We start from the raw sequence: 22,495 nt of genomic DNA on the forward strand, positions 1-22,495 counted from the left end.
TTGATGATTCTGTGGACAACTCCCCTGGGGAATCAAATGGTTTATTAAATTGTGGGCGAATTAGGGGAATTTACCGTCAATGCATCCAATGTCCTTTTGTTGAGCTCGCGTTCCGTCGCCGCCGTCATGAAGGTGGCGACGGCCTCCGGGCCAACGAGCGCCTGTACGGCCCTGATCGTGTCGGCCGGGATCTGTACCGGACGCGGCTCGTCGTCCTTCGCCGGCAGGGCGTCGGGCGAGAGGTGGATCTGGAGGTGACGGGTCGCCAGGATGCGCATGGCACGCGCCAGTTCGGCGTCCACGGTCTGCTGGGCGAGCGGCCGGAGCCGCCGCACCATTGTCGCCGCCTCGGCCGCGTCGGAGTCCGTCGGCGGCCGGTGCTCCAGATAGCGGGCGAAGACGTGCTCGGTGGTGAACTCCAGGAAACGAACCGCTATGTGCTCGACCTGGTCCCGAAGTTCCCGCAGATGGCCGGTGATTGCGGGCAGCGGGACCCCGGCCGCGTACAACTCCACGGCCACCGCCAGCTCCTGGGGGCTCGGGACCAGGTACTCCTCGGTCTCCCGGCCGGGGATCCGCTCCAGGACGCCGAGCTCGACCGCCTCCCGAACGGCGTCCTCGTCCGGTTCGCCGCCGAAGCGGGCGTCGAGCTCGGCGCGGGTGATCCGGGCCGCCTCCTCGTCCGTCCACGGCCCCTGGACCTCCGCGACCAGCCCGAGCACCCCGCCGAGCCCCCGGCCGGTGTCCCACGCGTCGAGCAGCTCCTTGATCGAGGCCAGCGTGTAGCCCCGGTCCAGGAGGTCCGCGATCTGGCGCAGCCGGGCCAGATGGCTGTCGCCGTACACGTTCGACCTGCCCCGCCGCTCCGGGCGGGGCAGCAGGCCACGGTCCTGGTAGGCGCGGATCGTCCGGACCGTGGCCCCGCTGTGATGGGCCAGATCCTCGATCCGGTACTCCGGTCGCACTGCTGACTGCTCGGACAAACCCGCTCCCACCGACCGATCTCTCCACCCCGCGCGGGGCCCCTCCCGCGAGGCTACGCCGCTACGCCGTCACGCCGGAGGCTGCCAGCGGGCCAGGGCCCGCAGTGCGCCCGGGGCCAGCCGGGAGAGGGCGCGGGCGCCCCGCGCCTCCGGGGTGACGGGGACGACGGCCCGGTCGTGCAGCACCGCGCCCAGGATCGCGTCCGCGACCTTCTCCGGCGGGTAGTTCCGCAGCCCGTACAGCCGCGACGCCTTCTGCTGCCGCCGCTTCTCCTCCGCCGCGTCCGTGACCCCGGCGAAGCGGGCGGTCGCGGTGATGTTGGTGTTCACGATCCCGGGGCAGATCGCGCTCACCCCGATGGACCGGCCCGCCAGTTCGGCCCGCAGGCACTCGCTGAGCATCAGCACCGCCGCCTTCGAGGTGCTGTACGCCGGCAGCGCCCGCGAGGGCTGAAAGGCCGCCGCCGAGGCGGTGTTGACGATGTGGCCGCCCTGGCCCCGGGCCGCCATCTGCGCCCCGAAGATCCGGCACCCGTGGATCACGCCCCACAGATTGACGTCCAGGACCCGCTTCCACTCCTCGCTGGTGGTCTCGAAGAAGGAGCCGGTGAGGCCGATCCCCGCGTTGTTGACGAGGACGTCGACGATCCCGTACTCGTCGGCCACCTTGGCGGCCAGCTTCTCCATCGCCTGCTCGTCGGAGACGTCCACGACCTCGCCCCATGCCTCCGGGGCGCCGATCAGCCGTGCCATCTCCGCCGTCCGGGCCGCTCCCTCGGCGTCCCGGTCGACCGCGACGATCCGGGCCCCTGCCTCCGCGAAGGCGAAGGCGGTGGCCCGTCCGATGCCGCTGGCGGCTCCGGTGACCAGCACCAGCTGCCCGCCGAACCGCTCCGCGTACTCCGGCCGCACCCCGCTCCTCGCCGTCGACTCCGCCACCGGCCGGGGCGCCCGCGTCTCCGGCTCCTCGTGGGTGCGGACGAAGTCCGTGATCCAGGAGGCCAGTTGGTCGGGGCGGGTGCGCGGTACCCAGTGCTTCGCGGGCAGGCTGCGCCGGGTCAGCTCCGGTACCCAGGAGCCCAGGTCGTCGTAGAGCCGCTCGGAGAGGAAGGCGTCCCCGGTCGGGGTGATCAGCTGCACGGGCGCGTGCGCGAAGGCGTCGGGGCGGGGCCGGGAGAGGCGCGCCCGGACGTTGTCCCGGTAGAGCCAGGCGCCGTTGGCCGCGTCGCTGGGCAGCGAGGGCGTCGGGTAGTCGCCCGCCGGGACCTTCTCCATCCGCTCCAGGAGCTTCGGCCAGCGCTTGCCGAGGGGGCCGCGCCAGGCCATCTCCGGCAGGACCGGGGTGTGCAGCATGTACACGTACCAGGACTTGGCGCCCTGCCCGAGGAGCTGCCCGACCCGGCGGGGGGTGGGACGGGCCATCCGGCTCTTGATCCAGTGCCCGAAGTGGTCGAGCGACGGGCCCGACATGGAGGTGAAAGAGGCGATCCGCCCCTCCGTGCGCTCCACGGTCACGAACTCCCAGGACTGCACCGAGCCCCAGTCGTGCCCGACGAGGTGGACCGGCCGGTCCGGGCTGACCGCGTCGGCGACGGCCAGGAAGTCGTCGGTCAGCTTCTCCAGGGTGAAGCCGCCCCGCAGCGGCGCCGGCGCCGTCGAACGCCCGTGGCCCCGAACGTCGTACAGCACGACGTGGAACTCCTCGGCGAGCCGCACCGCGACCTCGGACCAGACCTCCTTCGAGTCCGGGTAGCCGTGCACGAGCAGTACCGTCGGCCGGTCGGCGTCGCCGAGCTCGGCGACGCACAGCTCGATCCCGCCCGTCCGGACCCGGCGCTCCCGCGCCCTCTCGAGTCCCGCGCCCGCCATCACACCGCTCCTTCGTTCCACCGCCGCACGTGCGGCAGGTCGTCGTCCAGCCAGAACGCGCTCTGCTCGGGGTCCCGGGAGTCGGTGACCACCAGGATCTCCTCGAACTTCGCGCCCGTCCCCCGGAAACCGAGGTGCGGCTCGACCGCCCAGAGGCCCGGCGTGGGCGGGTGGTCGGAGAACTTGTACGGGGACCAGAGCGGCGACCAGCCGTCCCGGTGCCCGTGCACGGCGTCGCTCACCAGCCCCTTGAGGGACTGGGTGCCGAAGCCGAACAGGGTGGGCGCGAACCGCCGCTCCCTCACCCGGTCGATCTTGTGGGCGATCACGCCGAACGGATAGGCCCGGTGCCGGTTGGCGTACCCCTGGCGGACCATGAGCCGGTCCACATCCTCGTATATCTCCCGCAGGCTGCGGCGCTCGCGCACCTCGCGGAGGATCAGCTCGCGGTGCTCGCGCAGGTCGGCGAGGAGCTTGTCGTGCAGCGGATTGAGCCCGAGGCAGCCGCTGTAGCCGATGTCGGCCGTGTACCCCTTGTAGACGGGCGCCATGTCGAGGATGAAGGGCATCCCCGCCTCCAGGCGCTTGTCGGTGGGGAAGAACTGAAGCGGGATCTTGAAGTCGACGAAGGCCGTGCGGTCGCCGAACCAGGCGAACGGGCGGTGGAACCAGTCCTTCACTCCCCGCTCGTACAGCCACTCGCGCTGCATCCGCGCCGCCTCGCGCTCGCTCACGCCCGGCCTGAGCTGCGCCGCGACCGCTTCCGCGCAGGCGTAGGAGAGCTGCTGTACTTCCCTGAACCCCCGCAGTTCCGCGGTCAGTTCGCTTGCCACTGCTGAGGTCATGCCACCCGCCCGTCCGGTGTGAGCGTCCGGTCGCCCTACGCGTCCGTAACTTGACACCGATGAATGTGACAATGCCCGGCGGCTACGTCAAGGGGTGTGCACGAGCCCCTGTGGAAAACTCTCCCCGGCCGGGACCGGAACGACTTTCGTCTCGACCTCCCCCAGGGGTCCGTACTCCCGAAGTCGGAGAGCGTTGTAGCCGTAGGGCTGACGACCTCTGTGGCCCGCGCCACTACCTTCGGAATGTGACTGTGATCGCCACCGAAAGCCTCAGCAAGCGGTTCCCCCGGGTGACCGCTCTCGACCGGCTCTCCCTGGACATCGGGCCCGGTGTGACCGGACTGGTGGGTGCCAACGGAGCCGGCAAGTCCACGATGATCAAGATCCTGCTCGGACTCTCCCCCGCCACGGAGGGCCGCGCCGAGGTCCTGGGCCTCGACGTCTCGAAGCACGGACCCGAGATCCGCGAGCGCGTCGGGTACATGCCCGAGCACGACTGCCTCCCGCCCGACGTCTCGGCCACCGAGTTCGTCGTCCACATGGCGCGGATGTCCGGCCTGCCGCCGGCGGCCGCCCGCGAGCGGACCGCCGACACGCTGCGTCACGTCGGTCTGTACGAGGAGCGCTACCGCCCCATCGGCGGCTACTCGACCGGCATGAAACAGCGGGTGAAGCTGGCCCAGGCCCTGGTCCACGACCCCAAGCTGGTCCTCCTCGACGAGCCGACCAACGGCCTCGACCCGGTCGGCCGGGACGAGATGCTCGGCCTGATCCGCCGGGTCTGGACCGACTTCGGCATCTCCGTGCTCGTCACCTCCCACCTCCTCGGCGAGCTGGAGCGGACCTGCGACCACGTCGTCGTCATCGACGGCGGGCAGCTGCTGCGGTCCAGCTCCACCAGCGACTTCACCCGCACCACCACGACCCTCGCGGTCGAGGTCACGGACTCCGACGCCCACCCGGACGGCACCGCCGCCCTGCGCGCGGCCCTCGCCGCCGCCGGCGTCACCCTCCACGAGGGCGTCGAGGAGGGCCTGCCGGGCGCGGGCCACATCCTGCTCCTGGAGGCCCCCGGCGAGGAGACGTACGACCTGGTGCGCGACACCGTCGCCGGCCTCGGCCTCGGCCTGGTCCGCATGGAGCAGCGCCGCCACCACATCGCCGAGGTCTTCCGTCCCGAGGCCGCCGCGCAGCACCAGGAGGTCAAGGCCCGATGAGCACTCCCGCCCCCGAGGCCGCCCCCGACACCACCCGGATCCACAACATCGGATACCGGTCCTACGACGGGCCCCGGCTCGGCCGCTCCTACGCCCGCCGCTCGCTCTTCTCGCAGTCCCTGCGCGGGGCGTACGGCCTGGGCCGCAGCGCCAAGTCGAAGGTGCTGCCGATGCTGCTCGCCGGGGTCATGTGCGCCCCCGCGCTGATCGTCGTCGCCATCGCGGTGTACACCAAGAGCGAGAAGCTCGCGATGGAGTACACCCAGTACGCGGTCTACCTCCAGCTCGTCATCGCCGTCTTCCTGGCCTCCCAGGCCCCGCAGTCGGTCTCCCGCGACCTGCGGTTCCGGACGGTGCCGCTGTACTTCTCCCGCCCGATCGAGCGGGTCGACTACGTGCTCGCCAAGTACGGGGCGATGGCCTCGGCGCTCTTCCTCCTCACCGCCACCCCGCTGCTGATCCTGTGGATCGGCTCGATGCTGGCCAAGATGGACTTCGCCGAGCAGGCCAAGATGTTCGGCCAGGGCCTCGTCTCCGTCGCCGTCCTGTCGGTGCTCTTCGCCGGAATCGGCCTGGTCATGGCCGCGCTCACCCCGCGCCGCGGCTTCGGCGTCGCCGCCGTGATCGCCGTCCTCACCATCTCGTACGGCGCGGTCTCCACCCTCCAGGGCATCTCCTACGCCACCGAGAACACCGGCTCCATCCCCTGGCTCGGCCTCTTCTCCCCCCTCACCCTCGTCATCGGCCTCCAGAACGCCTTCCTCGGCGCTCCCGCGTCCTTCCCCGGCGAGGAGCCGGTCGGGACCGGCACGGGCGTCGTCTACCTGCTGGTCGTCCTCGGCCTCATCGCCGCCTGCTACGGCATCCTGATGCGCCGCTACCGAAAGGTCGGACTGTGAGCACCTTGCACATCGACCACGTCTCGCGCTGGTTCGGGAACGTCGTCGCCGTCAACGACGTCACGATGTCGATCGGCCCCGGCGTGACCGGTCTCCTCGGCCCCAACGGCGCCGGGAAGTCCACCCTCATCAACATGATGGGCGGCTTCCTCGACCCCTCCACGGGCAAGGTGACCCTCGACGGCGAGCCGGTCTGGCGCAACGAGTCGGTCTACCGCTCCATCGGCGTCGTCCCCGAGCGGGAGGCGATGTACGACTTCCTCACCGGCCGCGAGTTCGTGGTGGCCAACGCGGAGCTCCAGGGCCTCGGCGACGCGGAGGCCCGGCGGGCCCTCGCCACCGTGGAGATGGAGTACGCGCAGGACCGGAAGATCGCCACGTACAGCAAGGGCATGCGGCAGCGCGTGAAGATGGCCTCGGCCCTCGTCCACGAGCCGTCCGTGCTGCTGCTCGACGAGCCGTTCAACGGCATAGACCCGCGCCAGCGGATGCAGCTCATGGACCTGCTGCGCCGGATGGGCGCCGAGGGCCGCACGGTCCTGTTCTCCTCGCACATCCTGGAGGAGGTCGAGCAGCTCGCCTCCCACATCGAGGTCATCGTCGCCGGCCGGCACGCCGCCTCCGGCGACTTCCGCCGGATCCGCCGCCTCATGACCGACCGGCCGCACCGCTACCTGGTCCGCTCCAGCGACGACCGGGCGCTCGCCGCCGCGCTGATCGCCGACCCGTCGACGGCCGGCATCGAGGTCGACGCGGTCGAGGGCGGACTGCGGATCCAGGCCGTCGACTTCGGACGGTTCACCGAGCTGCTGCCGAAGGTCGCGCGGGAGCGGGGCATCCGTCTGCTGACGGTCTCGCCCTCCGACGAGTCCCTCGAATCCGTCTTCTCGTATCTCGTCGCGGCCTGAAAGGAGCACGACCCCGATGTACGACCCCACGGTCGCCCGGCTCACCTACCGGGCCCTCCTCGGCCGCCGCCGGGCGGCGATCCTCTTCCTCCTGCCCGGACTCCTCCTGATCATCGCCGCGGCCGTCCGGGCGCTCAACGGCGCGGACGACCAGGTCGCGGCCGACCTCCTCGGCGGCTTCGCGCTCGCCACGATGGTCCCGCTGATCGGCGTCATCGCCGGCACGGGCGCGATCGGCCCGGAGATCGACGACGGCTCCATCGTCTACCTGCTCTCCAAGCCGGTGAAGCGGCCGACGATCATCATCACCAAGCTGATCGTGGCCATCGCCGTGACCATGGTCTTCTCGGCCGTGCCCACCCTGATCGCCGGCTTCATCCTGAACGGGAACGGGCAGCAGGTCGCCGTCGCCTACACGGTGGCCGCGCTGGTCGCCTCCATCGCCTACAGTGCGCTCTTCCTGCTGCTCGGCACGATCAGCCGGCACGCCGTGGTGATCGGCCTCGTCTACGCCCTGGTCTGGGAGGCGCTCTTCGGCTCCCTGATCGCCGGCGCCCGCACCCTCAGCGTCCAGCAGTGGGCCCTCGCCCTGGCCGAGAAGGTCACCGGCGAGGGGCTGATCAGCTCGGACGTGGCCCTGCCGACGGCGACGGTGCTCCTGGTCGCCGTCACCCTCGGCGCCACCTGGTTCGCCGGCCACAAGCTGCGCACGCTGACGCTGGCCGGCGAGGAGTAGACACCCCCCCGGACGGGACGTCAGACGGTACGGTCGCGGGCGGCGAGCAGCCCCACGCCCGCGGCCGCCGCGCAGACACCGAGCACCAGCGCGATCGGCAGCGACCACGAGCCGGTCGCCTGGTGCAGGGCACCGGCCGCCAGCGGCCCGGCGGCGGCCAGCAGATAGCCGACCGTCTGTGCCATCCCGGAGAGCCGGGCGGCCGTCGGGGCGTCCTTGGTCCGCAGCACGATCAGGGTCAGGGCGAGCCCCAGGGCCCCGCCCTGGCCGATGCCGAGGACCGCCGACCAGAGCCAGGCGCCCTCGGCCGGGGCGACGAGCAGCCCCGCGTAACCGGCCGCGACCATCGTCGTCACCAGCACCACCAACGGACGCTGGCTGCGCATACGGCCGGCCAGCAGCGGCACCGCGAAGGCCCCGGCGATCTGGATCAGGTTGTTGAAGGCGAAGACCACACCCGCCTCGGAGCGGCTCATCCCGTGGTCGGTGAAGATCGTCGGCATCCAGGCGATCAGCACGTACGACCACAGCGACTGAAGGCCCATGAAGAGGGTCACCTGCCAGGCGAGCGCCGAGCGCCACACCCGCACCGGAGCGGCGCCGGCGGCCGGGACGGACCGCACCTCGTGGCCGGTACGGCCCCGGGCGATCAGCACCTGCGGCAGCCAGCCCACCGCCGCCACGACGGCGAGCAGCGACCAGAAGCCGAGCGAGCCCTGCCAGCCCCCGCCGAGGGCCTCCTCCAGGGGGACGGCCGCCGCCGCGGCGAGCGTGGCACCGGCGACCATCGCGCCCGTGTAGACGGAGGTCATCGTGGCGGCCCGGTCCGGGAAGTCCCGCTTGATCAGACCCGGCATCAGCACGTTGAGCAGGGCGATCGCGGTGCCGACGAGCACCCCGCCGCCGTAGATCGCGACGATCGACGGCAGCAGGCGCACCAGGATGCCGCCCGCGAGCAGCAGCAGCGCGGCGAGGACCGTCCGCTCGGCGCCGAAGCGGCGGCCCAGCCAGGGCGCGACCAGCGCGCCGAGCCCCAGGAAGAGCACGGGGATCGAGGTGATGAGGGAGCCGGCGGTCGAGGAGAGGCCGAAGCTCCCGGCGATCTCGCCGACCAGCGGGGCGACGCTCGCCAGCGCGACCCGCATGTTGAGCGAGGCGAGCACGATGCCGACGAGCAGCAGCACCGGATGGGCCAGCAGCGCCCGCCGCGCGGCCGCCCCCGCAGCCGACGGCTGTACGTCTGCCTCGGCGTCGACCAGCACGCGCGCGTGGCCCGTCTCCGTACCCCTCACACCGTCACCCCGGCATCCGGACCGGCCGTGCCGGGGGCATCGCCCGAGGCTTCCTCCATGAGCGCCGCCACCGTCTCCGCCGGTATCCGCAGCAGCTCGCGGGCCTGGCGTTCGGCGGCGTCCGCGTCGCCCGCCTCGACGGCGGCGACCAGGGCCTCGTGGGCGTCGATGTCGACCGGCGGCATCGCGCGGTCGCCGAGCGCCTCGACCAGGACCTCGTGGACCTGCGCCGAGAAGAAGCGGTAGACCTCGATGAAGGCGGCGTTGTGGGTGGCGCCGACCACGGCGAGGTGGAAGGCGAGGTCCGCGTCGGCGTCCCGGTCGCCCTCCTCGCGCAGCGTGGTCAGGGCGGCCCGCAGCCGCAGCAGGTCGTGGGTGTCCCGCCGCTCCGCCGCGAGCCGGGCCGCCTCCGCCTCCAGGGCGGTCCGCAGCTCCAGGACGTCGCGCGCGCCCGCGTGCCGGACCCCGCGCAGGACGGCGGCCGGGTCGGCGGTGGAGCGGACGAAGGTGCCGTTGCCCTGCCGGGACTCCAGGAGCCCGGCGTGGACGAGGACCCGGATCGCCTCGCGGACGGTGTTGCGGCCGACGCCCAGCTGCTGGGCGAGCTCGTGCTCGGTCGGGATGCGGTCGCCGACGGACCACTCGCCCTCGGCGAGCTGCGCCCGCAGCTGCTCCACCGCGGAGTCCACCAGCGAGGTCCGCCCCGCCGCTCTCAGTGCCGCCATCCGTTCCGTACCTCCATACCGCCTGATTCGCCCGGTTGCCCAGTCATCCTACAAGTAATCCACAGGTGGGACCGTTCCACCGGGGCGCCACGGTGCGACCGGACTACTGTGGGCTCGTACGCGGACCGAACACCCTCACCACCCTCGGGAGTCAGTCATGTCAGACCGCTTCGACGTCGTCGTACTCGGAGCTGGCCCCGGCGGCTACGTCGCCGCCATCCGCGCCGCCCAGCTGGGCAAGCGGGTCGCGGTCGTCGAGGAGAAGTACTGGGGCGGTGTCTGCCTGAACGTCGGCTGCATCCCCACCAAGGCGCTGCTCCGCAACGCCGAACTGGCGCACATCTTCAACCACGAGGCCAAGACCTTCGGCATCAAGGTCGACGGCACGGTGACCTTCGACTACGGCGACGCCTACCGCCGCAGCCGGACCGTCGCGGACGGGCGCGTCAAGGGCGTGCACTTCCTGATGAAGAAGAACGGCATCACGGAGTTCGACGGCCGGGGCACCTTCCTCGACGCGAACACCCTCCAGGTGGCGAAGGCCGACGGCACCACGCAGACGATCACCTTCGACAACTGCATCATCGCCACCGGCGCCACCCCGCGCCTGCTGCCCGGCACCGCCCTGAGCGACCGCGTCGTCTCCTACGAGCAGCAGATCCTCGCCGAGGACGCGCCGAAGTCGATCGTCATCGCCGGCGCCGGCGCCATCGGCATCGAGTTCGCGTACGTGCTGAACAACTACGGCACCAAGGTCACCATCGTCGAGTTCCTCGACCGGATGGCCCCCCTGGAGGACGAGGAGGTGTCGAAGGAGCTGGCGAAGCAGTACCGCAAGCTCGGCATCGACGTCCTCACCTCGACCCGCGTCGAGGCCATCGACGAGACCGGCCCGCAGGTCCGCGTCACCGTCACCGGCAAGGACGGCGCGAGCAAGGTCCTGGAGGCCGACAAGGTCCTCCAGGCCATCGGCTTCGCCCCGAACGTCTCCGGCTACGGCCTGGAGAGCACCGGAGTCGCCCTCACCGAGCGCGGCGCCATCGACGTCGAAGGCCGCTGCCGCACCTCCGTGCCGAACATCTACGCCATCGGCGACGTCACCGCGAAGCTGATGCTCGCGCACACCGCCGAGGCCATGGGCGTCATCGCCGCCGAGACCATCGCGGACGCCGAGACCATGGAGCTCGACTACGCCATGATCCCGCGCGCGACCTACTGCCAGCCGCAGATCGCCAGCTTCGGCTACACCGAGGCGCAGGCCCGCGAGAAGGGCTACGACGTCAAGGTCGCCAAGTTCCCCTTCATGGCGAACGGCAAGGCGCACGGCCTCGGCGACACCACCGGCTTCGTCAAGATCGTCGCCGACGCCACGCACGGCGAGATCATCGGCGCCCACCTGATCGGCCCGGACGTCACCGAGCTGCTGCCCGAGCTGACCCTGGCCCAGCAGTGGGACCTCACCGTCCACGAGGTCGCGCGGAACGTCCACGCCCACCCGACCCTGGGCGAGGCCGTCAAGGAAGCGATCCACGGCATCGCCGGCCACATGATCAACTTCTGAGGCCCCGCCTGGCCTCATAGGTTTCCCACCGTCCCAGGTGATAGGCACGGACGCGTGCCGAGCGAAACCTTCCCGGGTGGCGAACCGTCCCGACCGATCAGGTCGTGGGTGCGTTCGTCACCCGGTACGCATCTGTGGCTCGCGGTCATCGCGGTCACGAGCCTCACCCTCGCGCTGTCCCCGGCCGGCCTGGACGCGTACTTCCTCCACCGGAACAGCAGCAACCTCCACCAGCTCGCCCACCACCCGCTCCGCGCCCTGCTCGGCAGCGCGTTCTGGATCGAGAACCCGGCGGACCTCCTCCTGTACGCGGTGCTGTTCGAGGCCCTGCACGCCCCCGTGGAGCGCTGGCTGGGAACGGCCAGGTGGCTGTTCACCGTCGCCACCGCGCACATCGCCGCGACCCTCGTCAGCCAGCAGGTCGTCCTCCTGGCGATCCGCGACCACGACGTGCCGCGCAGCATGGCGCACGTCGTCGACATCGGCGTCAGCTACGGCCTCGCCGCCTCCGCCGGGATCCTGGCCTACCGGATCGCCCGGCCCTGGCGCTGGCTCTACCTGGCCGCGGCGGTCGCCTTCTTCCTCGTACCGCTGCTCGCGGACCGCACGTACACCGACCTCGGGCACGCCATCTCGCTGGCGATCGGCCTGGCCTGCTACCCGCTCACCCGGCATCCGCCCACGCCGGTGCCGGCGCCGCACGGAAAACCGGTCGACCCCGAACAGGGGCCCGGAGCACACTAGTTGTGCGGGGGACACGGGGGATCCCCCGGTGGCGGCCGCTTCGAGCGCGCGGACCTGAGGTCCGCGCGGGCCGCGACCGACGAAGGCCCGCTCCCAGGGGGAGCGGGCCTTCGCACGGAATCTCCAGGACGGGTCAGCCCGCCAGCAGGCGCTCCAGGACGACCGCGATGCCGTCCTCCTCGTTGGAGGCCGTCACCTCGTCCGCGACCGCCCGCAGCTCCGCGTGCGCGTTGCCCATCGCGACCCCGTGCGCGGCCCAGCCGAACATCGGGATGTCGTTGGGCATGTCGCCGAAGGCGATGGTGTCCGCCGCCTTCACGCCGAGCCGGCGTGCCGCCAGCGAGAGGCCGGTGGCCTTGCTCAGACCGAGCGGCAGGATCTCCACGATCCCCGGGCCCGCCATGACCACGTCGACCAGACCGCCGACGGTGGCGCGCGCGACGGCGGTCAGCTCGTCGTCGGTCATCGCCGGGTGCTGGAGGTAGAGCTTGGTCAGCGGCGCCGCCCACAGCTCGGCCGGGTCCTCGTACGGCACGTACGGCAGCGGGCCCTCCTGCGCCCGGTAGCCGGGGCCCATCAGGACCTCGCCCTCCAGGCCGTCGCGGCTCGCGGCCAGCGCCAGCGGGCCGACCTCCGCCTCGATCTTGGACAGGGCGAGCCCGGCGAGCTGCCGGTCCAGGGTGAGGGAGGTCAGCAGCCGGTGCTCGCCGGCGTGGTAGACCTGCGCGCCCTGGCCGCACACCGCGATCCCCTCGTAGCCGAGGTCGTCGAGGATGTGCCGGGTCCAGGGCACCGCCCGGCCGGTGACGACGATGTGCGCGGCGCCCGCGGCCGTCACCGCGGCGAGCGCCTCCCGGGTGCGGGCCGAGACGGACTCGTCGGCCCGCAGCAGCGTGCCGTCGAGGTCCGTCGCGACCAGGCGGTAGGGGAAGGCGCTCACTTGGCGATCGGCTCCAGGACCTCGCGCCCGCCCAGGTACGGCCGGAGGATCTCCGGGACGCGCACCGAACCGTCGGCGAGCTGGTGGTTCTCCAGGATGGCGACGATCGTGCGCGGGACGGCGCACAGCGTGCCGTTCAGCGTGGCGAGCGGCTGGACGGTCTTCTTGCCGCCCTGCTCCTCGCGCATGCGGACCGAGAGGCGGCGGGCCTGGAAGCTGTCGCAGTTGGACGCCGAGGTCAGCTCGCGGTACTTGCCCTGGGTGGGGATCCACGCCTCGCAGTCGAACTTGCGGGAGGCCGAGGAGCCGAGGTCGCCGGTGGCGACGTCGATCACCTGGAAGGGCAGCTCCAGGGAGGTGAGCCACTGCTTCTCCCAGTCCAGGAGCCGCTTGTGCTCGTTCTCCGCGTCCTCGGGCGCGACGTACGAGAACATCTCGACCTTGTCGAACTGGTGGACGCGGAAGATGCCGCGGGTGTCCTTGCCGTACGTGCCGGCCTCGCGGCGGAAGCAGGGCGAGAAGCCCGCGTACCGCAGGGGCAGCTTGTCGGCGTCGATGATCTCGTCCATGTGGTACGCGGCGAGCGGGACCTCGGAGGTGCCGACCAGGTAGTAGTCGTCCTTCTCCAGGTGGTACACGTTCTCCGCGGCCTGGCCGAGGAAGCCGGTGCCCTCCATGGCGCGCGGGCGGACCAGCGCGGGGGTGAGCATCGGGATGAAGCCGGCCTCGGTGGCCTGGGCGATGGCCGCGTTGACGAGGGCGAGCTCCAGGAGGGCGCCGACGCCGGTCAGGTAGTAGAAGCGCGAGCCGGAGACCTTGGCGCCCCGCTCGACGTCGATGGCACCGAGCGCCTCGCCCAGCTCCAGGTGGTCCTTGGGCTCGAAGCCCTCGGCCGCGAAGTCGCGGATGACGCCGTGCGTCTCCAGGACGACGAAGTCCTCCTCGCCGCCGACCGGCACGTCCGTGTGGACGATGTTGCCGAGCTGGAGGAGGAGCGCGCGGGCGGTCTCGTCGGCGTCGTTCTGCTCGGCCTCGGCGGCCTTGACGTCGGTCTTGAGCTGCTCGGCCCGCTGGAGGAGCTCGGCGCGCTCCTCCGGGGTGGCCCTGGGGATCAGCTTTCCGAGCGCCTTCTGCTCGGAACGGAGCTCGTCGAAGCGGACGCCGGACGACCTGCGCCGCTCATCGGCGGAGAGCAGGGCGTCGACGAGGCCGACGTCCTCTCCACGGGCGCGCTGGGAGGCGCGAACACGGTCGGGGTCCTCACGGAGCAGGCGAAGGTCAATCACCCCACCAGGCTACCGGTGTGCGCTCGCGCGACCCCACCGGATATGCGGGCGCGTAGGGGTATGCCCGAATTGAGCTTCTTGTTGGGGTACCCGGAATTCCGGTGGAACGAGTTATCCACAGGGTGTGCGGAAGTTCTGTGGATTCCGGGTCCGCCGCCTCCGAATTGCGTGATCAAACACGATTCCCGCACTCATTTCGAGGGGAATCGCTCGCTCCGGAGGGTGAGTGGCGAGGGGTCGCTCTGACGTGCGGCGCCGTGGGTCCTGTGGATGGAGCGCATGCGCGCGAGGGGTGACGAGGGTGATTTGTCGACCTTGTCGGGGGCGGCTGTCGACTTGTCCCCAGCCTGCGCCCGGAGCCTGTGGATAACTGATGTGGGAAACCGAAAAGTATGCAGGTAGGACTAATGAAGCCTGCCTGTGGACGAACGAACGCACGAACGGCGCCGTTCGGTCACTATCGCGGTCAGGCCCTGCCGTCCTGGGCCCTCGCCAGCCAGTCGGAGGCAGCCGTGAACTCCTCGTCCGAGGTCCCCCGCCGCAGCGGCCTGACGTCCGCGCGGGACGCACCTGCCCGCGGATACGAGCCGAGGAAGCGCACCTGCGGGCAGATCCGCTTCAGACCCATCAGCGCCTCGCCGACCCGCCGGTCCGAGACATGGCCCTCGGCGTCCACGGCGAAGCAGTAGTTCCCGATCCCCGCCCCCGTCGGCCGGGACTGGATCAGCATCAGGTTCACCCCACGCACCGCGAACTCCTGGAGGAGTTCCAGAAGGGCACCCGGATGATCGTCACCCAGCCACAGCACCACCGAGGTCTTGTCCGCGCCGGTCGGCGCCGCCGGCCGGGCCGGCCGACCCACGAGCACGAAGCGCGTCTCCGCGTTCTCCGCGTCGTGGATCTCCTTGACCAGTGCCTCCAGGCCGTACGTCGCCGCCGCGAACTCACCCGCGAAGGCCGCGTCGAACCGCCCCTCCTGCACCAGCCGGGCGCCGTCCGCGTTGGAGGCGGCCGACTCCCACACCGCCTCCGGAAGGTGCTTGCGCAGCCAGTTGCGCACCTGCGGCTGGGCCACCGGGTGACCCGTCACCGTCTTGACGTCCGACAGCGCGGTCCCGGGGCGCACCAGCAGGGCGAAGGCGATCGGCAGGAGCACCTCGCGGTAGATCATCAGCGGCTCGCCCGAGGCCAGCTCGTCGAGGGTCGCCGTGACGCCGCCCTCGACCGAGTTCTCGATCGGGACGAGCGCGGCGGCCGCCTCCCCGTTCCGTACGGCGTCGAGCGCGGCCGGGACGGAGACCATGGGGACCAGCTCCCGCGTGGCGGCCTCGGGCAGGCTCCGCAGCGCGGCCTCCGTGAACGTGCCTTCGGGGCCGAGGTAGGTGTACCGGGTGGCGGACATACCGTCACCCTAATGCGGACAGCCGCCCCCGCCCCTCTCGTCTCAGCCCTCAAACACCCGTCGGCTCCGGTCCCGGGCCGGCCGCGGGCCTTCGTCTCCGGCCAGACGTGGGCCTTGGTCCCCGGTCGGCCGTGGGCCCTGGTCCCCGGCTCGTGGCGGGCTTCAGCCCTCCAGCAGGCGCTGGCCGACGTACTCGCCCTCGGCGGCTCCGCCCGGGACGGCGAAGAGGCCGCTGGACTCGTGCCGGATGAACGCGGACAGCGCGTCGCCCCGGTCGAGCTTGCGCTGCACCGGCACGAAGGCGCGCAGCGGGTCGGCCTGCCAGCAGACGAAGAGGAGTCCCGCGTCCGGGGTGCCGTCCGCGCCGATCCCGTCGTGGAAGGAGAAGGGCCGGCGCAGCATCGCCGCACCGCCGTTCTGTTCGGGGGCGGAGATCCGGGCGTGGGCGTTGTCGGGGATGACGAGCTTCCCGTCCGAGCCCATCTTGTTCAGGTCCAGCGGGGTGGTCTCCGAGCCGCCGGAGAGCGGGGCGCCGTCCGCCTTGCGGCGGCCGATGACCTTCTCCTGCCTCTCCTTCGGCAGCCCCTCCCAGTCGTCCAGGAGCATCCGGATCCGGCGCACGACCGCGTAGGAGCCGCCCGCCATCCAGTCCTGGGCGCCGCTCGCCCCGGCGGGGACGAAGATCCGCCGGTCGAAGTCGGCATCGGTGGTCTTCGGGTTGTTGGTGCCGTCGACCTGGCCCATCAGGTTCCGGGCCGTCATCGGGCGGGCGGTCGCCCCGGCGGAGCGGTTGAAGCCGTTCATCTGCCAGCGCACCCGGGCCGCGTCCCCGGTCTCCTTCTGGAGCGCGCGCAGCGCGTGGAAGGCGACCAAGGCGTCGTCCGCCCCGATCTGCACCCACAGATCGCCCTCCGAGCGCTTCGGGTCGACCGCGTCGGAGGAGAAGGCGGGCAGCGGGTCGAGCTGCGTGGGGCGCCGGGCGGTCAGCCCGGTCCGGTCGAAGAAGGTACGGCCGAAGCCGAAGGTGACCGTGAGGGAGGACGGGCCCGCGTCCAGCGCGATCCCGGTGTCCCCGGACGGGATTTCCCCGGCCATCAGCGTGCGCGCCGTCGCCGACCAGCGGCGCAGCAGCGCGGCGGCCTCCTTGCGCCCGGAGCCCGGCGCGAGGTCGAAGGCGACGAGGTGGCCCCGCGACTGGAGCGGGGTGGTGATCCCGGGCTGATGTTTCCCGTGAAACATCACCTCGGTGGAGCCCACCGAGGCGAGGGCGCGGGAGCCGCCCGCCCCGGGCGTCGCGGAGCCGTCGTCCGAGACGGCCGCCGCGATCCCGGCACCGCCGGCAGCGCCGACGACCAGGCCGGCCGCGCCCGCCGCGCCGACGGTGCCGAGCAGCCGGCGCCGGGAGATGTCGAGGTGGCCGCTGTCGGAGGCGCCGTCGGAAGCGGGGGCGGAGGTGCCGTCGGACGCGGGGCCGGTCACGGGGTTGCTCACGGGCATTCAGCCGATCTTGACGTTCTTCTCGATGGTGGTCTGGTCGATCTCGGAGGTACGGACCGTCACCTGGATCCGCCATTCGCCGGGCAGCGGGAGCTGGACGCCGCTCGCGCTCCAGTGGCCGGTCTGGATCCGGTCGGGGGCGACGGGCAGCGGGCCGACGCCCTTCTCCTCCAGGGTGAGGTTCACCTTGATCTCGGGGACGTCCAGCGGCTTGCCGTTGGGGCGCTCCACGAAGAGGTGCAGGGCGTTGGCGCCGGTGCGGCCCGGGTCGAGGCTGAGCCGGACGATCCCCTTGCCGTCCACGCCGCCCGTGTCGAACGGGAGCCGGATGTCGACCGGACGGTCGGGCACCGCGGCCGAGCCGGCGGTCGTGCCGCCGTTCCGGGCGGCCTCCTCCTCGGTGCGGCCGGGCTCGGTGGAGGTGAGGACGGTGGTCACGGCGAGCAGGACGACGGCAACGGCGGCTTCGGTCAGGACCGAGCGGCGCAGCCCGGTCCGCTCGGGATCCGCGTCGCGCGCCTTCTTCCGCCGGGCGGTGGCCACGGCCGCCCGCTGCCGGGCGAGCTGCGCGGCCCGCTCGGCGTCCGGCTCCTCCTGAAGGTCCTCCTGAGGCTCGTCCTCCTGAACGCCTTCCTGAGGCTCGTCCTCCTGAAGGCCGTCTTCCTGAAGGCCGTCTTCCTTCTCGGCGACCGCCGGCGTCCGTTCGGCCAGGCGCTGGGTCCAGCGGCGGGATATCCAGGCGATACCGACGAGGACGGCCATCAGGCCGATCTTCACCAGGAGCAGCTGTCCGTACCGGGTGCCGGTGAGGGCGGACCAGGAGCCGACCTGGCGCCAGGACTGGTAGATGCCGGTGGCCACCAGGACGAGGACCGAGACGAAGGCGACCCGGGAGAAGCTCTCGACCGCCGCCCGCTCCACGGAGGGCGCCCGGTAGAGGGCGACAAGCAGGGTGGTGAGGCCGCCGAGCCAGGCGGCGACCGCGAGGAGGTGCAGGATGTCGACCGGCATGGCGATGCCGGGCTGGATGCCGGTGGAGGCGTGCTCGGCAAGCGCCCAGGTGCCGGCGATGCCCGCGGCGACCACGGTGCCGCCGAGACCCAGCCCGAAGGTGAGGTCCTTGCGCTCCTTCGGGTCGGTGCGCCGGGCGTACGCGCCGAAGAGGACGGCGACGAAGAGGGCGGCCGCGCCGAGCAGCAGCAGCCGGGAGGTGAGCGCGGCCCCGGTCTTGGTCTGGAGCACGGCCTGGAGCCCGGCCAGGTCGAAGGCGTCGGCGAGCTTGCCGGAGCCGGTGTACGGGCCGCGCAGCAGCAGCATGACCAGGGTGGCGCCGGTGAGGGTGAGCCAGCCCCGTACGACCGTCTGCTGCACGGGCCGGACGCTCGCCCCGCGCGGCCAGCACAGCAGCACGAAGGCGCCGCCGCCGACGAGGACGGCGAAGGCCGCGTACGACAGGTAGCGCGCGGTTCCGTAGAGGGCGCCGACGACCCCGCCGCCGGCCGCCTGCTCGGGCAGCGCGACCGAGGTGGCGGAGGGGGCGCCGATGGAGAAGGTGAAGGCCCCGGCGATGGGGTGGCTGTCGGCGGAGACGGTCTGCCAGGCGACGGTATAGGTGCCGTCCGGCAGACCGGCCCGCAGCGCCACGCCGTACTTGACGACGGCGCCGCTGCACAGGTCGATGATCTCGCCGGTGTCGGCGCGCCGGCCCGCAGGGTCGAGGACCCGGATCGAGTCGGGGCTCATCGCGACCTGTTCCGAGAAGGTGAGGCCGACCTCCTTGGGGGCGGTGGCGACCACCGCCCCGTCCTTCGGGTCGCTCCCCGTCAGCGCCGCGTGCGCGGAGGCGGGGGCGGCGCCGGCGAGGAGCACGCCCAGGAGCGCGGCCGCGAGAACGAGCAGCCGGGCCAGGGCGGTGCCGAGGCGCGGGGCGGTGGGTGTCGTCACAGTGTCACTCCGTCAACGAGCTCAGTGCTGCTGCGGGTTGTGGGTGGCGGCCTCGACGGGGAGCTCGACCTTGATCGGGTCGGCCTTCTCGAAGTGCAGCTCGACGCTGACCTTGTCGCCCTGCTTCGGCTTGTTCTTCAGTGCCATGAACATGATGTGGTTGCCGCCCCGCTCCAGCTTGAGCTCTCCGTCGGCGGGGATGTCGAACGCCTTCACCATCTGCATCTTCTGGTTCTTCGTCTCGTGCATGGTGACGTCGTCCGAGAGCGGGCTGGTGACCGAGGTCAGCTTGTCGGCGGTGTCACCGGTGTTCTGGATGGTGAGGAAGCCGCCCGCCATGTCCATCACGGGCTGGGGCATGTACGCGCCGCTGACCTTCAGCTCGGGCTTTCCGCTGCCGGACGAGCACCCGGTGAGCGCGAGAGCGGCGGCGAGCGCCACGGCGGCGGACAGGGCGGTGGTGCGGCGGGTCACGGGTTCTCCCCCTTGATGAGCTTCGGCAGATCCTTGGCGTACGCGTCGACCGTCGTGTCCTCCCCGTACAGGACGTAGCCCTGGTCGGTGGTGGGGGAGAAGGCGACGACCTGGGCGCCGTGCATGGAGACGACGGTGCCGTCCTTCTCCTTCTTCGGCGGGTCGATGCCGATGCCGATGGAGCGGGCGGCGGCCTGGATCTTCGAGAAGTCGCCGGTGAGCCCGGTGAAGGACGCGTCGCCTGCGGCCGGCAGCCACTTGGCCAGCGAGGCGACCGTGTCCCGCTCGGGGTCGGTGGTGACGAAGACGACCTGGAGCTTGTCCTGGTCGGCCTTGGGGAGCTGCTTCTTGGCGACGGCGATGTTGCTCATCGTCAGCGGGCACACGTCGGGGCAGTGGGTGTAGCCGAAGTAGATGAGCGTCGGCTTGCCCTTGGTGCGCTCGCGCAGGTCGTACGGCTCGCCCTTGGTGTCGGTGAGGACGAGGTCGGGCTTGGTGAAGGGCCGGTCGAGGACGGTGGCGGCCTGGTTCTGGTCGGTGCCGCCCTCGATCTGGACGACGCCGGAGGAGGTGTCCTTCTTGTCGTCGTCGCCGAGGCCGACCGCGGCGATGATGCCGAGGGCGGCGACGATCGCGACGGCGGCGATGATCACCGGGGTGCGCCGCCCGGGGCGGCCGGTGGTGCCGTCCCCGCCGCTCTGCGACGGGGACGTCTTCTCTGTGGACATCAGATGACTGTCTTTCGGAGTGCTGGAGGTGCCTGGCCGTGCGGGTCAGGCCGAGCGGCGGCGGCCGGCGAGGACGCCGAAGGCGACACCGGCGATGCCGACGAGGATGCCGGCGACGCCGAGGACGCGGGCCGTGGTGTCGGTGGAGGAGGCCGAGGCGGTCTCGGTGGCGTGGTCGCCGTCCGAGCCCTCGTGACCGGCCTTCGCGTCACCCGAGGCGGAGGCCGTGGCGGACGCGGTGGCCGAGGCGGTGGGCGCGGCGGAGGTGGCGGCGCCGCCGTGGTGGTCCTCGCCGGCGGCCGAGAGCTTCAGGACGGGGGCCGGGTTCTGGGGCTCCTCGGCGCCCTTCTGCTCCTCGATCCAGCGCACGACCTCGTCGTTGTCGTAGGTCTGGATGGCCTTGAGGACGAGCTGGTCGGTGTTCTCCGGCAGCTGGCCGAGGGAGAGCGGGAACTGCTGGAACTGGCCGGGGCCGATCTTGGAGCCGTCCGCGGTCCAGGTGACCTTGGAGACGGCCTCGTTGATCTGCTTGCCGTGCAGCGTCAGCGGCTTGTCCAGCTTGGACTTGGTGACGACGGCCTTCCAGCCCGGGACGGGCTGCGGCATGACGGAGGCGAGCGGGTGGTCGAGCGGGAAGCTGACCTCCAGCTTCACGGTGGAGGCGTTGTCGCGCTCGTTCGGGACCTTGATGTTCACGGTCGCGTAGCCGCCCTGGGCGGCCTCGCCCTCGGGCTGCACGCTGACGTGGGCGAACGCCGTGCCCGAGAGGAGGACGACGGAGGCGGCGGCGGTGCCGGCGGCGAGGGCGACGCGGGACAGGTTCATGGAAGACACTCCGGCTCGGTGAAGGGGCCCGCGGAGGGAACCCCGGAGGAGGGAAGGCGGTCCGGTCCTGCACACCGGGGCCACGGGCGGACCCGGGCGGACGGGTGCGGACGGCGCGGCCCCGCCCCCTGGTGGAGCGGACCGCGTCAGGCTGCGAGGACGCAGGCGGCGGCCGGAGGACCGCGGCGGATCACCGTGTGCTGGAGTGCCCCGGCCACCGGTGGCGGCGAGGCGTCGAAGGCGGTACGGAGCCGGCCGCGCGGACCGGCCGGGGCCAGCGCCGCCAGGCCGGCGAGCAGGTTCCGTACGAGCCGGAGCGCCGCGCGCAGGGAGCGCACCAGCGTGCCCTCGGCGAGCTCGGTCGCGCGCTGCTCGGAGAGCTCGACGAGCCGGACCAGGGCGAGGTCGCCCCGGCGCAGCAGCCAGCCGGCCACCAGGGCGGCGAGCAGGTGCCCGAGGAGCATCGGCAGGCTCGGCAGCAGGGCGTCGGCGGGCGCCGCACCGGCCCCGTGCAGGCCCGCGTGGGCGTGCGCGGCGGCCGGGTCGATGCCGGCGCGGCTCAGGATCCCGGCGGCATCGCCGGGCGTCAGGGAGGCGGCGCCCGCCCCGCAGACGAGCTTGGCGGCCATCCGTACGAGCGAGTCGTCGGCCTGGGCGCTCAGGGTGAGCTGGCGCTGGCCGAGGCCGAAGAGCAGGTGGAGGCCGAGCTGTCCGCCCGTGAGGGCGGCGACGACGAAGCCGAGGGAGCGCTCGCGGCCGGTGAGCAGGACCGTGACCCCGAAGACGGCGAGGAAGCCGACGAGGAGGGTCCACACGGCGATGCCCGCACAGGCGGCGAGGGCGTGTCCCAGCGCGGACAGCACGACGCAGACCGCGGTGAACACCGCGGCCCTCAGCAGGCGTGGAGCGAGCGCGGGGGCAGACATGGCGGCCCCATCATCGCACCAGGGCACCCGCCTCCATGAGGCAGGTCCGCAAGGTCGTTCTTGGGGGTGTTCGAGCGGACATACACCGGCTCCGGGGCCCCTCGCGTCCGCCGAACGGGCGCTCTTGACGCTTTCCGGCGCTTACGGACCGCCGTACGCGGCAATAGCTAGGGGTATGTCGAGCCGCTGCCGGGAGGCTGGAGCATGAGCATCTGGTGGTCACTCCATCTGCGGCGCGAGGCCGCGAGCGTGCCGCTCGCCCGGCGCCTGTTCCTCGGCACCATGGAGACGGCCGGGGTCGATCCCGACGTGTCCTACGAGCTGTCGGTGGCCCTGACCGAGGCGTGTGCCAACGCGGTCGAGCACGGGGGCGGCGACGCCGCGGGCCGCGGCTCGGAGGCGTACCGGGTGACGGCCTTCCTCGACGGCGAGACCTGCCGGATCGAGGTCGCCGACGCCGGTCCCGGCTTCCCCGGGGCGGCGGTGGCACCGGCCCCGACGGCCCGTCCGGACGCCGAGAGCGGGCGCGGGCTGAGGCTGATCGAGGAGCTCTCCGACCACGTCCACTTCGGGCGTTCGGGCCGCGGCGGCGCGGTGGTCAGCTTCGACAAGATCCTGAAGTGGAAGGACAGCCCGTCCCTCCTGCTGGCCTGAGACGCGCGGAAGGCCCCCGCCGGAATCCGGCGGGGGCCCT

21 protein-coding genes are annotated in these 22,495 nt (G+C 72.1%); 7 read left to right on the plus strand and 14 right to left on the minus strand.

Features of this window, described 5'->3' with window-relative positions; translation table 11 throughout:
* Positions 1 to 44 precede the first annotated feature (44 nt).
* From ACFXMG_RS24265 to ACFXMG_RS24275, 3 genes are read right to left on the minus strand one after another with little or no spacing between them, the layout of a single operon-like run.
* Entirely contained in the window at positions 45 to 995 is a 951-nt protein-coding gene (locus ACFXMG_RS24265) for a MerR family transcriptional regulator (RefSeq protein ID WP_383814258.1), read from the minus strand.
* Between the two features lie 57 nt (positions 996 to 1,052).
* Complete coding sequence (locus tag ACFXMG_RS24270) at positions 1,053 to 2,852, minus strand: SDR family oxidoreductase (RefSeq protein WP_383814257.1); 1,800 nt, start codon at positions 2,850 to 2,852, stop codon at positions 1,053 to 1,055.
* A complete protein-coding gene (locus ACFXMG_RS24275) occupies positions 2,852 to 3,697 on the minus strand; it encodes a M24 family metallopeptidase (RefSeq protein ID WP_383814255.1) in 846 nt (281 codons plus the stop codon). The genes ACFXMG_RS24270 and ACFXMG_RS24275 overlap by 1 nt, the downstream gene beginning before the upstream one ends.
* Positions 3,698 to 3,948: 251 nt before the next feature.
* Between ACFXMG_RS24275 and ACFXMG_RS24280 the strand changes: the two genes are divergently transcribed.
* Genes ACFXMG_RS24280 through ACFXMG_RS24295 form a run of 4 tightly spaced genes read left to right on the plus strand, consistent with a single transcriptional unit; the run spans position 3,949 to position 7,457 of the window.
* Positions 3,949 to 4,914 (plus strand): ABC transporter ATP-binding protein, encoded by a 966-nt coding sequence (locus tag ACFXMG_RS24280; RefSeq protein ID WP_383814550.1) that lies wholly within the window; start codon positions 3,949 to 3,951, stop codon positions 4,912 to 4,914.
* On the plus strand, positions 4,911 to 5,813 hold the full coding sequence (locus ACFXMG_RS24285; protein WP_383814253.1) for an ABC transporter permease: 903 nt from the start codon (positions 4,911 to 4,913) through the stop codon (positions 5,811 to 5,813). The genes ACFXMG_RS24280 and ACFXMG_RS24285 overlap by 4 nt, the downstream gene beginning before the upstream one ends.
* A complete protein-coding gene (locus ACFXMG_RS24290) occupies positions 5,810 to 6,721 on the plus strand; it encodes an ABC transporter ATP-binding protein (protein WP_383814251.1) in 912 nt (303 codons plus the stop codon). Before ACFXMG_RS24285 ends, ACFXMG_RS24290 begins: the two co-directional genes overlap by 4 nt.
* A 16-nt stretch (positions 6,722 to 6,737) precedes the next feature.
* A complete protein-coding gene (locus tag ACFXMG_RS24295; RefSeq protein ID WP_383814249.1) occupies positions 6,738 to 7,457 on the plus strand; it encodes an ABC transporter permease subunit in 720 nt (239 codons plus the stop codon).
* Between the two features lie 20 nt (positions 7,458 to 7,477).
* Here ACFXMG_RS24295 and ACFXMG_RS24300 read toward each other — a convergent pair whose 3' ends face one another.
* Together ACFXMG_RS24300 and ACFXMG_RS24305 are read right to left on the minus strand one after the other, a co-directional pair.
* A complete protein-coding gene (locus ACFXMG_RS24300) occupies positions 7,478 to 8,749 on the minus strand; it encodes a CynX/NimT family MFS transporter (protein ID WP_383814247.1) in 1,272 nt (423 codons plus the stop codon).
* Positions 8,746 to 9,474 carry a FadR/GntR family transcriptional regulator gene (locus ACFXMG_RS24305; protein ID WP_383814245.1) on the minus strand — a complete coding sequence of 243 codons (729 nt, stop codon included), beginning with the start codon at positions 9,472 to 9,474 and terminating at the stop codon, positions 8,746 to 8,748. The genes ACFXMG_RS24300 and ACFXMG_RS24305 overlap by 4 nt, the downstream gene beginning before the upstream one ends.
* A gap of 157 nt (positions 9,475 to 9,631) precedes the next feature.
* Between ACFXMG_RS24305 and lpdA the strand changes: the two genes are divergently transcribed.
* Positions 9,632 to 11,035 carry a dihydrolipoyl dehydrogenase gene (gene lpdA, locus ACFXMG_RS24310; protein WP_383814242.1) on the plus strand — a complete coding sequence of 468 codons (1,404 nt, stop codon included), beginning with the start codon at positions 9,632 to 9,634 and terminating at the stop codon, positions 11,033 to 11,035.
* A gap of 108 nt (positions 11,036 to 11,143) precedes the next feature.
* Positions 11,144 to 11,779: a rhomboid-like protein gene (locus tag ACFXMG_RS24315; protein ID WP_383814240.1), complete on the plus strand. Its 636-nt coding sequence runs from the start codon at positions 11,144 to 11,146 to the stop codon at positions 11,777 to 11,779.
* A 133-nt stretch (positions 11,780 to 11,912) separates the two neighbouring features.
* On the opposite strand, the gene ACFXMG_RS24320 is transcribed toward ACFXMG_RS24315, so the two are convergent.
* The 9 genes from ACFXMG_RS24320 to ACFXMG_RS24360 form a co-directional block, all read right to left on the minus strand.
* Positions 11,913 to 12,719 carry an HAD family hydrolase gene (locus ACFXMG_RS24320; protein WP_383814238.1) on the minus strand — a complete coding sequence of 269 codons (807 nt, stop codon included), beginning with the start codon at positions 12,717 to 12,719 and terminating at the stop codon, positions 11,913 to 11,915.
* Positions 12,716 to 14,005, minus strand: coding sequence for a serine--tRNA ligase (serS, locus tag ACFXMG_RS24325; RefSeq protein ID WP_383814236.1), 1,290 nt, complete (start codon positions 14,003 to 14,005; stop codon positions 12,716 to 12,718). The genes ACFXMG_RS24320 and serS overlap by 4 nt, the downstream gene beginning before the upstream one ends.
* Before the next feature lie 466 nt (positions 14,006 to 14,471).
* On the minus strand, positions 14,472 to 15,407 hold the full coding sequence (pheA, locus tag ACFXMG_RS24330) for a prephenate dehydratase (protein WP_351842765.1): 936 nt from the start codon (positions 15,405 to 15,407) through the stop codon (positions 14,472 to 14,474).
* 162 nt (positions 15,408 to 15,569) lie between these two features.
* On the minus strand, positions 15,570 to 16,904 hold the full coding sequence (gene efeB, locus ACFXMG_RS24335; protein WP_383814234.1) for an iron uptake transporter deferrochelatase/peroxidase subunit: 1,335 nt from the start codon (positions 16,902 to 16,904) through the stop codon (positions 15,570 to 15,572).
* Positions 16,905 to 18,848: a copper resistance protein CopC gene (locus ACFXMG_RS24340; RefSeq protein ID WP_383814232.1), complete on the minus strand. Its 1,944-nt coding sequence runs from the start codon at positions 18,846 to 18,848 to the stop codon at positions 16,905 to 16,907.
* Positions 18,849 to 18,869: 21 nt separating this feature from the next.
* On the minus strand, positions 18,870 to 19,322 hold the full coding sequence (locus ACFXMG_RS24345) for a copper chaperone PCu(A)C (RefSeq protein ID WP_383814231.1): 453 nt from the start codon (positions 19,320 to 19,322) through the stop codon (positions 18,870 to 18,872).
* A complete protein-coding gene (locus tag ACFXMG_RS24350) occupies positions 19,319 to 20,050 on the minus strand; it encodes an SCO family protein (protein WP_383814229.1) in 732 nt (243 codons plus the stop codon). Before ACFXMG_RS24350 ends, ACFXMG_RS24345 begins: the two co-directional genes overlap by 4 nt.
* 45 nt (positions 20,051 to 20,095) lie before the next feature.
* On the minus strand, positions 20,096 to 20,875 hold the full coding sequence (locus ACFXMG_RS24355) for a YcnI family protein (protein ID WP_383814228.1): 780 nt from the start codon (positions 20,873 to 20,875) through the stop codon (positions 20,096 to 20,098).
* A 146-nt stretch (positions 20,876 to 21,021) separates the two neighbouring features.
* Positions 21,022 to 21,801 carry a hypothetical protein gene (locus tag ACFXMG_RS24360; protein WP_383814226.1) on the minus strand — a complete coding sequence of 260 codons (780 nt, stop codon included), beginning with the start codon at positions 21,799 to 21,801 and terminating at the stop codon, positions 21,022 to 21,024.
* Between the two features lie 204 nt (positions 21,802 to 22,005).
* Between ACFXMG_RS24360 and ACFXMG_RS24365 the strand changes: the two genes are divergently transcribed.
* Complete coding sequence (locus tag ACFXMG_RS24365; protein ID WP_383814224.1) at positions 22,006 to 22,455, plus strand: ATP-binding protein; 450 nt, start codon at positions 22,006 to 22,008, stop codon at positions 22,453 to 22,455.
* Positions 22,456 to 22,495 lie beyond the last annotated feature (40 nt).

The organism is Streptomyces sp. NPDC059201 (genome assembly GCF_042754585.1).
Taxonomy (GTDB): domain Bacteria; phylum Actinomycetota; class Actinomycetes; order Streptomycetales; family Streptomycetaceae; genus Streptomyces.